The organism is Herbiconiux moechotypicola (genome assembly GCF_024979255.1).
Taxonomy (GTDB): domain Bacteria; phylum Actinomycetota; class Actinomycetes; order Actinomycetales; family Microbacteriaceae; genus Herbiconiux; species Herbiconiux moechotypicola.
Genome location: NZ_JANLCN010000001.1, coordinates 401,877 through 414,572 on the forward strand (window position 1 = coordinate 401,877; position 12,696 = coordinate 414,572).

A 12,696-nucleotide genomic window follows, 5' to 3' on the forward strand; every position below is an offset into this window, starting at 1 on the left:
GCATAGTCTCGATGCGATGAGTGAACCGAATGTCATCGCGGCCTCCGATGTCACGATCGAGTACCCGGCCCACAGCGTGAGCGCCTCCCACACGGCCGTGAAGGGGTTCACGCTCACGGTCGCACCCGGCGAGATCGTCGGTCTCGTGGGCTCCAGCGGCTCCGGCAAGTCGACTCTCGCGCAGATCATCTCGGGCCAGGCCGCGCTCCTGTCGGGCCGCGAGCCCGCACCCCGTATCGTCGGCGGCAGCCTCGAGGTGCTGGGAGTCGAGCTACGAGGACTGCGCCGCTCCAAGGCCGCGAAGCTCGCGCTGGGCGTGGGCTACGTTCCCCAAGACGCCGGAACCCGCCTCACCTCCAACATGACCGTCGCCGAACTCGTGGCCGAGCCGCTGTTGCTGCGCGACAAGCGCTTCGACCGCCACGAGGCGGGCCTGCGGGCAGCCACCCTCGTCGACGCCCTGCTGCTGCCGGTGGGCACGATGGTGAAGCAGCCGCACGAGCTCTCCAGCGGGCAGAGGCAGCGTGTGGCCGTCGCCAGAGGACTCATCCAGCAGCCACCGCTGCTCATCGCCGACGAGCCCACCGCGGGCATCGACGTATCGGTGCGGGGCACGGTCGTCGACGTCATCGCCGCAGCCCAGCGTGCCCGCGGTGCCGCAGCGCTCATCGTGAGCCACGACCTGGATGCGCTCCGTCGCTCCGTCGACCGCGTCGCCGTCATCCACGAGGGCGTGGTGGTGGGCCTCGGGCCCATCGATGAGGTGCTCGCCGACCCCCATCACCCGTTCGTCGCCGGCCTCGCCGAGGCGGCCGCGCATCCCGACCCCTACGACGAGATCGATCCACCCGCCGACGACGGCGCCAACGACGAAAGGTCCACCCGATGACAGCACCCGGCTACGAAGGCCGCCACCGCGAAGTGCTCGCCGTTCCCGTGGAGGTGCTGCCGGAGGCGCAGCGCCCCGAAGCCGGCCCGATCGCGGTGCTGCCCGAGCCCGAGGAGCTGTTCGTGGCGGCGGTCGAGGCGGCCGGCGGCCAGGTCGCACCGCTCGGGCCCGAGACGCGCGGGCTGATCTGGCTCGACTCCTCGGGAGGCGACGCCTTCGCGGAGGCCCTCGCCGCGCATCCGTCGGTCGGATGGGTGCAACTGCCGTGGGCGGGCGTCGACGCCTTCGCGGGCGCGATCGCCGAGCAGAGCCGGCCCGACCTCGTCTGGACCAGCGCCAAGGGCGCCTACGCCCAGCCGGTGGCCGAGCACGCCCTCACCCTCACGCTGGCTCTACTGCGTGAGCTCCCGGTGCGGCTGCGTACCACGTCGTGGGGAGCCAAGACGGGGTCGTCGCTGTACGGGCTCGACGTGGTGATCGTGGGCGCCGGCGGCATCGCGCTCGAACTGCTGCGGCTGCTCGAGCCGTTCGGGGTGCGCACCACGATCGTGCGGCGGTCGCCGGATCCCGTGCCGGCCGCCGATCGCACCGTGACCAGCGATCGGCTCGCCGAGGTGCTGCCCGGCGCCGACGTGGTGGTGGTCGCCGCCGCCCTCACGGCGGGCACCGGCAAGCTCTTCGATGCCGACGCCTTCGCGCTCATGAAGCCGTCGGCGGTCCTGGTGAACATCGCCCGTGGTGGCCTGGTCGACACGGATGCGCTGGTCGAGGCGCTCGAGAGCGGCGTGATCGCGGGGGCCGGCGTCGACGTCACCGATCCGGAACCGCTGCCCGACGGCCACCCGCTGTACTCGCTGCCGACGGCCATCGTCACGCCCCACTCGGCAGACACGCCCGAGATGATCGCGCCGCTGCTGGCCGCGCGCATCCGGCACAACGTGGCCGCCTTCCTCGGGAAGGGCGACTTCGCGGGGCTCGTCGACCCGGTGGCGGGCTACTGACGCCGCCGTCGTCAAAACAGCGCGCCGATCAGTGATAGAGTTTCTACGCTGTTTCGGCAGCATTCCTCGATAGCTCAATTGGCAGAGCAGCCGGCTGTTAACCGGCAGGTTCTTGGTTCGAGTCCAAGTCGGGGAGCGAAGGCCTCGCGGCTCCACCCGCGGGGCCTTTTGTGTTCCCGGTGACGACCGCGCCGCGCGCCGCATGCGCCGTCAACAGGCCACTCGTCCTCGACCGGCCCGCTCGCGCATCCGCGGGTCTCGCCGCTCGCGTGACATCATCGAACGATGACCACCCGCACCCCCGACGAGCGCGCGGCGGTGCGCTCGGGCCTCGCAGTGGGGCTCGCGACGGCGGTGTACGGAGTGTCGTTCGGTGCCCTCGCGGTGCTCTCAGGGCTCGACGTGTGGCAGACCTGCTTCCTTAGCCTGGTCATGTTCACCGGCGGCTCGCAGTTCGCGCTGATCGGCGTGCTCGCCTCGGGCGGACTCGCGGCCGGCCCCTCGGCCATCACGAGCGCCGCGCTGCTCGGCACACGCAACGTGTTCTACTCCATCAGGATGGCCCCCGTCATCGGCCCGGGCTTCTTCAGGAGGGCCGCGGCGGCTCAGCTCACCATCGACGAATCGGTGGCGGTGTCGACCGCCCAGCGCACCCCGTCCGCGCAGCGTCTCGGCTTCTGGGTGACCGGCCTCGCGATCTATCTCGGCTGGAACCTCACCACCCTCGTGGGCGCCCTGATCGGCGACCTGCTCGGCGACGTGAGCGCCTACGGGCTGGATGCGGCGGCTGCGGCCGCCTTTCTCGGCCTGCTCTGGCCACGACTCAAGGAGCGGCAGACCCAGGCGGTGGCGGTCGGCGCCGCGGTCGTGGCCACGCTGCTGACGCCGGTGCTCATGCCGGGGCTTCCGGTGCTGGTAGCGGCCGTGGTGGCGATCGTCGTCGGAGCCCTCAACCTGTTCGCACGCGCGCGCGGCGGCGACGCGGCCGAGCCGGGGGAGGGGCGCCCATGAGCACCTGGAACGTGGTCATCCTCGCGTCGATCATCTGCGTCGGCCTCAAAGCGGTCGGCTACCTCATCCCACCGCGCGCCTTCGAGCATCCCACCATCTCCCGCATCGCGAACCTGCTCACTGTGGCACTCCTGGCCGGCCTCATCGCGGTGCAGACACTCGGCGCCGGGCAGTCGATCCAGGTGGATGCGCGGGTGCCGGCCGTCATCGTCGCCGCCGGCCTCTACGCCCTGCGGGTGCCGTTCGTGGTGGTGGTGATCGTGGCGGCGGGCGTCGCCGCCCTCATCCGCGCCCTGACCTGAGGGTCGGATGCACGCCCAGCGCCCAGCGCCCGGCCGAAGAATGAACCGATCGGATGCACGCCGAGGCAGACGCGCATCCGTCACCCCTCACGCGTCGAGGTCGTCGCGCCCCGGCAGCCAGCTGAGCCCGGGCACACCCCAGCCGCTCTTGCGCTCCACCTTGGCCGCGACCTTCGCGTAGGCGTGCTCGAGCCGGTCGACGTACAGCCGCCCCTCGAGGTGGTCGAACTCGTGCTGGAAGATGCGCGCCAGCCACCCGCTCGCCTCGATGACGAACGGCGAGCCGTCGAGGTCGGTCGCGCGCAGGATCGCCGACGTGCCGCGCACGAGCGGGAACCGCTCACCCGGGAACGACAGGCAGCCTTCGACGTCGTGGTCGTCGTCTGCGGGCTCGGTGGTGGTCGGGGTGATGAACAGCTCGGGGTTGACCGCCACGCCGCGGTGCAGCACGTCGGCGTCGTCGGTCCAGCCGTAGACGAACAGGCGCAGCGGCACGCCCACCTGGGGTGCGGCGAGGCCGACGCCCGGGGCAGCGTCCATCGTCTCGAACATGTCGGCCACGAGGGTGCGTACGGTGTCGTCGACGTCGCCGACGGGAGAGGCGGGAGTGTGGAGGACGGGGTCTCCGGAGATCAGGATCGGCAGAACGGCCATTCGCTCAGCCTAGCGGCGCGCCTTCCGGGGTAGTGTCGACGGGTGCCCTCCGGACTCCTCGAACTGACCGCGCCGATCGCACTCGACCCGAAGCAGTTCATCGGCATCCCGATCGCGCTCGTGGGTGCCGTGTTCCTCAGCCTCGGCGCGCAGTTCCAGCACCGCGGTGTGGCGAAGGTGGAGGCGAACACCGGCGAGGCCGACAAGGGCCTCAACGTGAAGCAGCTGCTCGCGCTGCTCGCCCGGCCGTCGTGGGTCATCGGCACCCTCATGCTGGGCCTCGCCATCGTGTTCCAGCTCACGAGCCTCGGCTTCTCGCCCATCATCGTGGTGCAGCCGCTCGGCGCGGTCGCTCTCGTCATCACGGCGGTGCTGAACTCCCGGGTGAGCAAGGTCAAGCTCAACCGCAGCTCCGTCATCTCCATCGTGCTCTGCGTCGGCGGTGTGGGCCTGTTCGTGCTGGTGGCCGCGTTCACGGCGCGCGACAAGCCCGTCACCACCCGCGACCTCATCGTCATCCTGGTCATCCTCAGCGTGGTGCTGCTGCTGTTCGCGGTCGCCTTCGTGTTCCTCCGCAAGAAGTTCAAGGCCATCGCCTATATCGTGGGCGCCGGCGTGCTGTACGGCTTCGTCGCGACCCTCGCCAAGGTGGTCATCAGCCGCCTCTTCCAGGAGGACTTCGGGTGGCTCACCATCCTCGCGCTGGCCGGTCTGCTGGCCGCTGCGGCGCTCGGTGGGTACTTCGTCCAGAATGCCTACGCCTCCGGCCCGCCCGACCTCGTCATCGCCGGGCTCACGGTCATCGACCCGCTCGTCGCGGTCGCGATCGGCATCACCGTGCTGGGCGAGGCGTCGCAGGCTCCGCCGTGGGCGCTCGTGGCCTACGTGCTGTTCGGTCTGGTGGCGATCCTCGGCGTGTTCGGCCTGGCCCGCTTCCATCCGCAGGCCAAGCGTTAGGCTGGGGCTTCCGAATCCCTCCCGCCACCGGGCACCATCGAGCAGGAAAGACGACGACTTGACCCACTCCCCAGAACCGAACACCGCTCCGGATGCGCAGACCGCGCCCGGTGCGGACCCCCGGCCCCTGAGGATCCTGATCGGCGCCGACACCTTCGCGCCCGACGTCAACGGGTCTGCGCGCTTCTCCGAGCACCTCGCCTCCGGTCTCGCCTCGCGCGGACACGATGTGCACGTGGTCGCCCCCGCTGCCGGCCGTAAGCACGGCACCTGGAAAGAGGTGTACGACGGCCAGGTCATCACCGCGCACCGCCTGCACAGCTGGCGCTGGTACCCCCACGACTGGCTGCGCTTCGCGATCCCGTGGCGCATCCAGCAGAACAGCTCCCGCATCATCGACGAGGTGAAGCCCGACGTGGTGCACTTCCAGTCGCACATCATCGTCGGCCGGGGTGTCTCGGGCGAGGCGAAGAAGCGCGGCATCCGCATCGTGGGCACGAACCACGTCATGCCCGAGAACATGCTGCAGTTCAGCTTCATCCCGAAGTTCCTGCAGAACTGGGCCATCGGTCTGGCCTGGGCCGCGGCCCGCCGGTCGTTCATCCGCGCCGATGCGGTCACGGCCCCCACCCGCAAGGCCGCCGACTTCTTCGAGAAGGCCACGGGTATCCACGACATCTATGCCATCTCGTGCGGCATCGACGCCGACAGCTACACGCCCGACTTCACGCCGCGCACCGAGAACCGGGTGCTCTTCGTGGGCCGGGTGGCGGGCGAGAAGCAGATCGACGTGCTGCTCAAGGCGATCGCTCTGCTCCCCGCCGACCTCGACACCAAGGTCGAGATCGTGGGCGGCGGCGACCAGCTGAAGAACCTGCAGGCCATGGCCGAGCAGCTCGGGCTCGGCGACCGCGCCACCTTCACCGGTTACGTCACCGAGGAGGAGTTGCGCAAGGCCTACACGCGTTCGACCGTGTTCGCCATGCCGTCGATCGCCGAACTGCAGAGCATCGCCACGATGGAGGCCCTCGCCAGCGGGCTGCCCGTCGTGGCCGCCGACGCCATGGCGCTGCCGCACCTCGTGCACGACGGCGAGAACGGCTACCTCTTCCGCCCTGGCGACGAGCACGACCTCGCGGCGAAGCTCGAAAAGGTGCTGCGGCTGCCGCAGAACGAGCTCGACGCCTTCAAGCGCGAGTCGCTCTCCATCGTCTCGGCGCACGACATCCAGCGCACCCTCACCACCTTCGAGCACCTCTACCGCGGCGAGCCGGTCACCGACCCGGCCGTCATGCCGCCGTCGTCGCGCAAGGCCTGAGTTCGGGATGCGCGGTGCGCCCGCCCGTGCACGGTATCGTGGGGGAGCGGTCGCGCCCCGGTGCGCCGTGGGGCGGTAGCTCAGCTGGTTAGAGCAGCGGACTCATAATCCGTCGGTCACGGGTTCAAGTCCCGTCCGCCCTACCGATCACTCGCTGCTCGCCTGGCGATTGTGCCGTTCAGGATTGCGGGGTGATTGCATGGGGAGTTGTCCCCATCGAGGGCCGCCGGCGGTGAGGCTACCGTCGAGGGATGCAGAGCACCTCATCCGCCCGCACCCGCGATTCCACCACCGAGAGCGTCGTCCACGGGCACCTCGTGCACTACGGCGAGTTGACGATCGCCGTCGACGCCACCCAGGCGGCGCTGCTCGCGGCGCGGATCACGGAGCTGTGCCGGCGACGCCGGACGGCGCTGCACACGGTCTACGGTGTCGTGGCCGGTTCGCGGGAGAGGGCGCCGCTCAGCCTGGTGGTGGGCCATGGCGTGCCGACCGCGGTCGTGGCGAGTGACGGGGTCGACGACGACGAGCTCGCCCGGGAGATCGCCGGATTCGGACTGAGCGGCGACTGACCGCAGCGCGCTGGCCGATGTCGGCGGGAGTGCCTATCGTGGGAGGACGCCGCCGACGACGAGGAGCCCACCGTGCGCGAACCGACCGAACTGCCCGGCCGCCACGATCGTGCTCCGGGGCGTGCCGCACTCGACTCCCGGTTCGATGCCGCGTTTCAGCCCGGCTTCGACGAGCGACCCGAGTACGACGAGCTGTCCGACGCCTTGGGCTTCGGTTCCCCCGACCAGGCGAGACCCTTCTCCGACGAGGACGGGGACGGGATGGCGGTGCGAACCCGTGCGACGGCCGGTCCGGTCCGTCTCGTCGACGGCTTCGTGATCGCGCTCTGGGTGATCTCGGCGCTCCTGCTCGGCACGGGTATCAGCCTCGTGGCGGCGTCGAGCGAGCTCTCGATGTTCAGTGAACTCACACAGAACTTCGTGATGCTCATGATGCTGGCGCTGTCGGCACCCTTCCTCATCGCGTTGGGTGCCGCCACCGCGATCGGCACCGTCTTCCTCCTCGCGACCCGATGGGAGCGCCGCTCATGACCACCCCCGCTGCCACCTCGGCGCGCGCCCACGGCCGGCCCGACCCCTCCGCCGCCCCGCTCACCCTCGAGGAGTTCGGCGAACTCACCGGGGCCGTGCTCGGCAACCTCGAACAGGTCATCGACGGCAAGACCGAGGCGGCCACGCTGGCGCTGATCGTGCTCATCGCCGAGGGCCACCTGCTCGTCGAAGACGTTCCGGGAGTCGGCAAGACCACGCTCGCCAAGGCCCTGGCCACCAGCGTCGGGTGCACGGTGAGCCGCATCCAGTTCACCCCCGACCTGCTGCCCTCCGACGTCACCGGCGTCTCCATCTACAACCAGGTCGACCACGCCTTCGAGTTCAAACGCGGCGCCGTCTTCGCCAACATCGTCATCGCCGACGAGATCAACCGCGCCTCTCCGAAGACGCAGTCGGCGCTGCTGGAGTGCATGGAGGAGGGCCAGGTGTCGATCGACGGCGCCACCCACCACCTCGAACCCCCGTTCATCGTCGTGGCGACGCAGAACCCCATCGAGATGGAGGGCACCTACGCCCTCCCCGAGGCCCAGCGCGACCGCTTCATGGCCCGCATCTCGATGGGCTACCCCGACGCCGCGGCCGAACTGTCGATGCTCCACCACCGCGAGACCGGCAGCCCGCTCGACCGCCTCGTGCCTGTGGTCGACAAGCCCCGACTCGCCGCGATGATCGAGACCGCCCGCGCGATCTACGTCAGCCGCGCCGTCGAGTCGTACGTCGTGTCCATCGTGCAGGCGACCCGCGCGCATCCCGAGTTCCGGCTGGGCGCGAGCCCCCGCGGCACCCTCCACTTGGTGCGCGCGGCCAAGGTGCTCGCAGCGCTCAACGGCCGGGAGTTCGTGGTGCCCGACGACATCGACCAGCTCGTGGTCCCCATCCTGGCGCACCGGATCGTCGCCACCCGGCGCGCGGCGGGCGAGGCCGGCGGCGGCGGTCTGCAGGCCATCGCCGCCGCTCTCCGCGGCATCGTCGCGGCCACCCCTGTTCCGCTCGCCCGCTCCCGCACGTTGTGACCGTGCCCGGAACCTCCCGGGGCTCGACTCTCGCCCGCGCGGGTCTGCCCCGACTCACCCTGCGGGGCTGGGGCCTGGTGGCGGCGGCCGTGGTCGCGTTCGTGCTCACCCAGGTGCTGCGTCGGCAGGAGCTCGCCTACCTCGCGGTGCTGCTGCTGGCCGTGCCCGCGCTCTCGTTCGCGTGGGTGTGGCTGCGCCGTCTCCCCCTCGGGGTCGCGCGGAGGTTCGAGCCCGAGACCGCGTCGCTGGGCCGGCCGGCCGTGACCACGCTCTTCGTGCAGAACTGGAGCCCCGTGCGCACACCGGCCGCGGCGTGGAGCGACGGCGCGCCTCCTCCGTTGCGGTCGGCGGCCCCGGCGGTGCTGCCGCCCCTCCCGGGCTTCACCGCCTCCCGTTTCGACGAGCCAGTGCCCGTTGCGCTGCGTTATCGGGTCGACACCGGAGTGCGGGGGGAGCATCCGATCGGCCCCCTCGTCGTCACCGTCACCGACCCGTTCGGATGCGCGGTGCGGCGGTACCGCATCGGCACGCCCGATACCCTGCTGGTCACTCCGACGGTGTTCGAGCTCTCCCGCATCGACGTTAGGCTCTCCACGGGAGACGGATCCGACCAGGTCTCCCGGCGACTGGTGGGCTCGGGGGAGCAGGACGTGATCGCCCGCAAGTACCTGCCGGGAGACTCCATCCGACGGGTGCACTGGCCGGCCACCGCCAAGCACGGCGAGCTGATGGTGCGGCAGGACGATCAGCGCAACGATCAGGACGCTGTGGTGCTGCTCGACGCGGCCTCGTTCGCGGCCGGCCCCGATGTGCGAGCCCGCGCGCGCGACGAGGGCGCAGATGCCCGATTCGAGTGGGCTGTCTCGGCGACGGCGTCGATCGCGCTCCACCTGGTGTCAGAGGGGTACGGGGTGCGTGCGGTGGGACACTCCGCAATGATCGACGACGAGGTCGTGACCGCACCCCACGGCACCGCCCGGCTGCTGAGAGACCTCGCCCGCACCTCACCGGAAGCCCTGGCCGATGCGGCGGAGTTCCGCGAGGCGGTCGACCGGGCGTCGCTCACCTCGCCCGACGCCCCTCCGTTGTTCGCCGTGGTGGCCGACGCCGCGGGTGCCGCCGATCGCATCCGGGAGCTCGCGGGCCTGTCGTCGCATCCCGTGGTGCTCGTGGTCTCCGACGGCGACGGGGCGGCTGCGGGAGCGGTGGGTGGTGTCGCCCGGGTCTCGCCCACGGCCACGACCCTCCGGCGCGCGGGCTGGAGCGCGGTCGACTGCACCGCGGCCGACAGCCTCACGGCCGTGTGGCGGGCGCTCGGCCAGTCGCGGGGGATCCGGTGACCCGGCTCGACGAGAGGGCGGCGGGGACGCGCGGGCCGGCCCCCGACACGCGCTCGACCGTGCTCTCCGCGCGAGTGACGGCGGCGGCCGGGCGACGGCGAGACAGACGAGGATCCTGGTTCTCGACCTTGCTCGTCGCCGTGGCGATCGGGGCGGCCCTGGCCGGCCTCGCCCCGCTGCTGCAGGGCGTCGACTGGTGGTTCCAGGTGATGGCGATGGTCATCGTGCTGCTCGGCGTCTCGTCGGTGCTGCGTGCCGTCGGTGCGCCCGAGAACCTCGCGGTCGGTGCCTCGGCGTCGGTGTGGGCCGTGACCGTGATCGTGCTCTATGCGGGCGGCACCCTGTGGGGGGTGGTGCCGACTCTCGCGACGGTGAACGACCTCCTCTCCGATCTCGGAGCGGCAGGCACCTCGATCGCGGTGCAGGAGGTGCCCGCGGTGGCCGACGGCCCCATCACCCAGCTCATGGTGATGGCGGTGGGTCTCATCGCGGTCATCAGCGATGCTCTCGCCACCGGTCTCAGGGCACCGGTTCTGAGCGGGGCCGGCCCGCTCGCCGTGCTGCTGGTGGCGCCTATCGTGCGGCGTTCGGAGCCCGATGTGGTCGTGTACGTGATCGTCGCCGCGTCGATGCTGCTCCTGGTGTGGTGGGTGCCCCGCATCGGCCGGGGGCCTGCCGTCGGCAGCCTGAACCTCTCGGCGCCGGTGCGCGCGTCCGTGCCGCCGCGGCGGGAGCGCGCGAGCAGACTCGCACGGGGCCGCAACGGGGTGCTGGCTCTCGGGCTCGGTGCCGCATCCGTCGGGGCCATGCTGGTGGTGCCGCAGGTGACGCCCGGGCTCATGGCCGATGACCTCGCCGACGACTCGGACGGCTCGCTGTTCCCCTCGGTGTACTCGACCGGGGTCGACCCCACCATCCAGCTCGGCCGAGACCTCCGCCGGAGCGACCCGGTACTCTCGCTCACGTACTCCACCACGTCGGAGGAGGGCCTCTACCTGCGCATGGTCACCCTCGCCGACTTCTCCGGCGGTACGTGGGAGCCTGAGCAGCCGTACTCCGGCCGGGGCTACGACGGCGGCGAGTTCGGCACGCCACCGGGTCTGGCGACGGATGTGCCGGTGACCGAGACCGAGACCTCCGTCTCCATCGCCGCGCTGCGCAGCGACTGGCTGCCGCTGCCCTACCCCACGAGCCGTGTCGACGGGCTCGAGGGCGGCTGGCTGCTCGCCCCGTCGACCTTCACCGTCTCCGACCTCCGGGGCGACACCCGGGGCGCGAACTACGAGGTCACTGCGCTCGACGTGGAGCCCACCGCCGATCAGTTGGCGCAGGCCGGCGCCACCGTCCCCGATGCCGTCCGCGCTTCGCTCGAGCTTCCCACCGATCTCGATCCCGTCATCGCCGGCACCGCGGCCTCGGTCACGGCGGGAGCGGCGACCCCCTACGACCGCGCCGTCGCACTCCAGGAGTACTTCCGCTCCGACCAGTTCGAGTACTCCCTCACCGCGCCCGTGGACGGCGGCTTCGACGGTGACAACGTCGAGGCGATCGTGGCCTTCCTCCAGGCCAAGTCGGGCTACTGCGTGCACTACGCCGCGAGCATGGCCGTGATGGCGCGCACCCTGGGCATCCCCTCCCGGATCGCCGTCGGCTACGCCCCCGGGCGCACGGCCGACTCCACGACCGAGGGCCGGGCGGTCTACGAGGTCTACACCGACCAGCTGCACTCGTGGCCCGAACTCTACTTCGAGGGCGTGGGCTGGCTGCCGTTCGAACCCACACCGGGCCTCGACTTCACACCGCCCGACTACAGCCTCCCCGACTACGCCCAGTCGAGCACCGGGCAGGGGATCACGACCCCCGCGCCGTCGAGCACCTCCACCGCGGCTCCCGACCGCGCCGACGTCGACCCGGGGTCGGTCGCCGGCGTGCAGACGCCCGAGCAGCTCGCCCTCTCGCAGCTGCGCGGCTGGGGCGGCTTCGCCGCCGTGCTCGGTGGGGTCGCGGTGATCGTGCTGGCACCGTGGTTCGTGCGTTCGAGCATCCGGCGCCGTCGCCTGCAACGACTCGCCACCGACCCGATGCCGGCGACGCTCGCCTGGCTGGAGTGGGAGGACGAACTCGACGACCACCGTATCGAACGGTCGGCGGGGGAGACGGTGCACACCCTCGGCCGGCGTCTGGACGCCGATCTGCCCCTGCCGGAGCAGAGTCTGCAGAGACTCGCGGCGGCGGTCGAACGCGAGCAGTACGCTCCGCCCGCGCTCGACGACACGGATGCGCGGGCTGCTCTCCGAGCCGACCTGCAGGCGCTCCTGGCCGCCGTGCACGCCGTCGGGAGCGCTGGCGATCGCGCGCGGGCGAGGCTGCTGCCGCTGTCGCTCTGGAGGAGGACACGGGAGAGCCTTGCCTCGACGCGGGGGCGGCCGACAGCATCCTGAACGATGTCACCCTGCCGAGTGGCCGGCCGTGGTGGGGCGCCGGCCTCGGCGCGGTCGCTCGAGGGGTGCAGGCCGCTCGAGGGCGGCCAGGCCGCCGGGAACAGATGCCAGCTGTGAGAGCCAGTCCAGCGCTGCGCCGGCGAGCAGCTCGCGGGCCCCGGCCGACACGGCGTCGATTGCGGTCGCTTCGCCGGCGGTCGGCGCATCCGAACCGGGCGCGGAAAGGGTGGCGGCCCACGCGTCGCGATAGCGGGCGACCACGGGTGCCGCACCCGACCCACGCAGGCTCGCGGTGAGCAGGACCTTGAACACCATCTCCGCCCAGGCGCCGCCGGTGTGCACCTCGGCCTCGTCGAGCCAGCGCTCGGCCTCGTCGCGCCCGGCCGGGGTGAGGGCGTAGAGAGGGAGACCGTCGTCGGTGCTCCCCGCTGCCGCGACCAGACCGGCGCCCATCAGGCGCTCCAGTGTCGAGTAGACCTGACCCACGTTGATGCCGCCCACACGGTCGGTGCGGGCCTCGAGCGCCCCGTGCAGTTGGAGGCCGTAGGCGTCGCCGGAGGTGAGCAGCAGCAGCAAGCCCGAGCGCACCGACATCGCTCCTCCGTTCTCTCCCGACAGCACTGTAGAAATTACTCCCTCAGTAGAG

The 12,696-nt window shown here is 71.4% G+C and carries 13 protein-coding genes and 2 tRNA genes; 13 read left to right on the forward strand and 2 right to left on the reverse strand.

What is annotated here, in order from left to right; translation table 11 throughout:
• The first annotated feature begins 16 nt into the window (after positions 1-16).
• The 5 genes from N1031_RS01900 to N1031_RS01920 all read left to right on the forward strand — a co-directional run bounded on the left by N1031_RS01900 (position 17) and on the right by N1031_RS01920 (position 3,203).
• Positions 17-889: an ATP-binding cassette domain-containing protein gene (locus tag N1031_RS01900; protein ID WP_259477889.1), complete on the forward strand. Its 873-nt coding sequence runs from the start codon at positions 17-19 to the stop codon at positions 887-889.
• Complete coding sequence (locus N1031_RS01905) at positions 886-1,890, forward strand: D-isomer specific 2-hydroxyacid dehydrogenase family protein (RefSeq protein WP_259477890.1); 1,005 nt, start codon at positions 886-888, stop codon at positions 1,888-1,890. Before N1031_RS01900 ends, N1031_RS01905 begins: the two co-directional genes overlap by 4 nt.
• Positions 1,891-1,953: 63 nt before the next feature.
• Positions 1,954-2,026, forward strand: a tRNA-Asn gene (locus tag N1031_RS01910).
• A 149-nt stretch (positions 2,027-2,175) separates the two neighbouring features.
• A complete protein-coding gene (locus N1031_RS01915) occupies positions 2,176-2,901 on the forward strand; it encodes an AzlC family ABC transporter permease (RefSeq protein ID WP_259477891.1) in 726 nt (241 codons plus the stop codon).
• Complete coding sequence (locus N1031_RS01920; RefSeq protein ID WP_259477892.1) at positions 2,898-3,203, forward strand: AzlD domain-containing protein; 306 nt, start codon at positions 2,898-2,900, stop codon at positions 3,201-3,203. The genes N1031_RS01915 and N1031_RS01920 overlap by 4 nt, the downstream gene beginning before the upstream one ends.
• 87 nt (positions 3,204-3,290) lie before the next feature.
• Here the strand turns inward: N1031_RS01920 and def are convergent, their stop codons facing one another.
• On the reverse strand, positions 3,291-3,857 hold the full coding sequence (gene def, locus N1031_RS01925) for a peptide deformylase (RefSeq protein ID WP_259477893.1): 567 nt from the start codon (positions 3,855-3,857) through the stop codon (positions 3,291-3,293).
• Positions 3,858-3,899: 42 nt separating this feature from the next.
• On the opposite strand from def, the gene N1031_RS01930 reads away from it, so the two are divergent.
• From N1031_RS01930 to N1031_RS01965, 8 genes are all read left to right on the forward strand, one after another.
• Positions 3,900-4,814 (forward strand): DMT family transporter, encoded by a 915-nt coding sequence (locus tag N1031_RS01930; RefSeq protein ID WP_259477894.1) that lies wholly within the window; start codon positions 3,900-3,902, stop codon positions 4,812-4,814.
• Positions 4,815-4,872: 58 nt separating this feature from the next.
• Positions 4,873-6,132 carry a glycosyltransferase gene (locus tag N1031_RS01935; protein WP_375163599.1) on the forward strand — a complete coding sequence of 420 codons (1,260 nt, stop codon included), beginning with the start codon at positions 4,873-4,875 and terminating at the stop codon, positions 6,130-6,132.
• Positions 6,133-6,201: 69 nt separating this feature from the next.
• A tRNA-Ile gene (locus N1031_RS01940) sits at positions 6,202-6,275 on the forward strand.
• Between the two features lie 108 nt (positions 6,276-6,383).
• Positions 6,384-6,704, forward strand: coding sequence for a hypothetical protein (locus tag N1031_RS01945; RefSeq protein WP_259477895.1), 321 nt, complete (start codon positions 6,384-6,386; stop codon positions 6,702-6,704).
• 72 nt (positions 6,705-6,776) lie between these two features.
• Positions 6,777-7,235 (forward strand): hypothetical protein, encoded by a 459-nt coding sequence (locus N1031_RS01950; RefSeq protein WP_259477896.1) that lies wholly within the window; start codon positions 6,777-6,779, stop codon positions 7,233-7,235.
• Positions 7,232-8,269, forward strand: coding sequence for an AAA family ATPase (locus N1031_RS01955; RefSeq protein WP_259477897.1), 1,038 nt, complete (start codon positions 7,232-7,234; stop codon positions 8,267-8,269). The genes N1031_RS01950 and N1031_RS01955 overlap by 4 nt, the downstream gene beginning before the upstream one ends.
• Before the next feature lie 2 nt (positions 8,270-8,271).
• Complete coding sequence (locus N1031_RS01960; RefSeq protein ID WP_259477898.1) at positions 8,272-9,609, forward strand: DUF58 domain-containing protein; 1,338 nt, start codon at positions 8,272-8,274, stop codon at positions 9,607-9,609.
• Positions 9,606-12,050, forward strand: coding sequence for a transglutaminase TgpA family protein (locus N1031_RS01965; RefSeq protein WP_259477899.1), 2,445 nt, complete (start codon positions 9,606-9,608; stop codon positions 12,048-12,050). The genes N1031_RS01960 and N1031_RS01965 overlap by 4 nt, the downstream gene beginning before the upstream one ends.
• A 6-nt stretch (positions 12,051-12,056) precedes the next feature.
• Here N1031_RS01965 and N1031_RS01970 read toward each other — a convergent pair whose 3' ends face one another.
• A complete protein-coding gene (locus N1031_RS01970; RefSeq protein WP_259477900.1) occupies positions 12,057-12,644 on the reverse strand; it encodes a PadR family transcriptional regulator in 588 nt (195 codons plus the stop codon).
• Between the last annotated feature and the right edge of the window lie 52 nt (positions 12,645-12,696).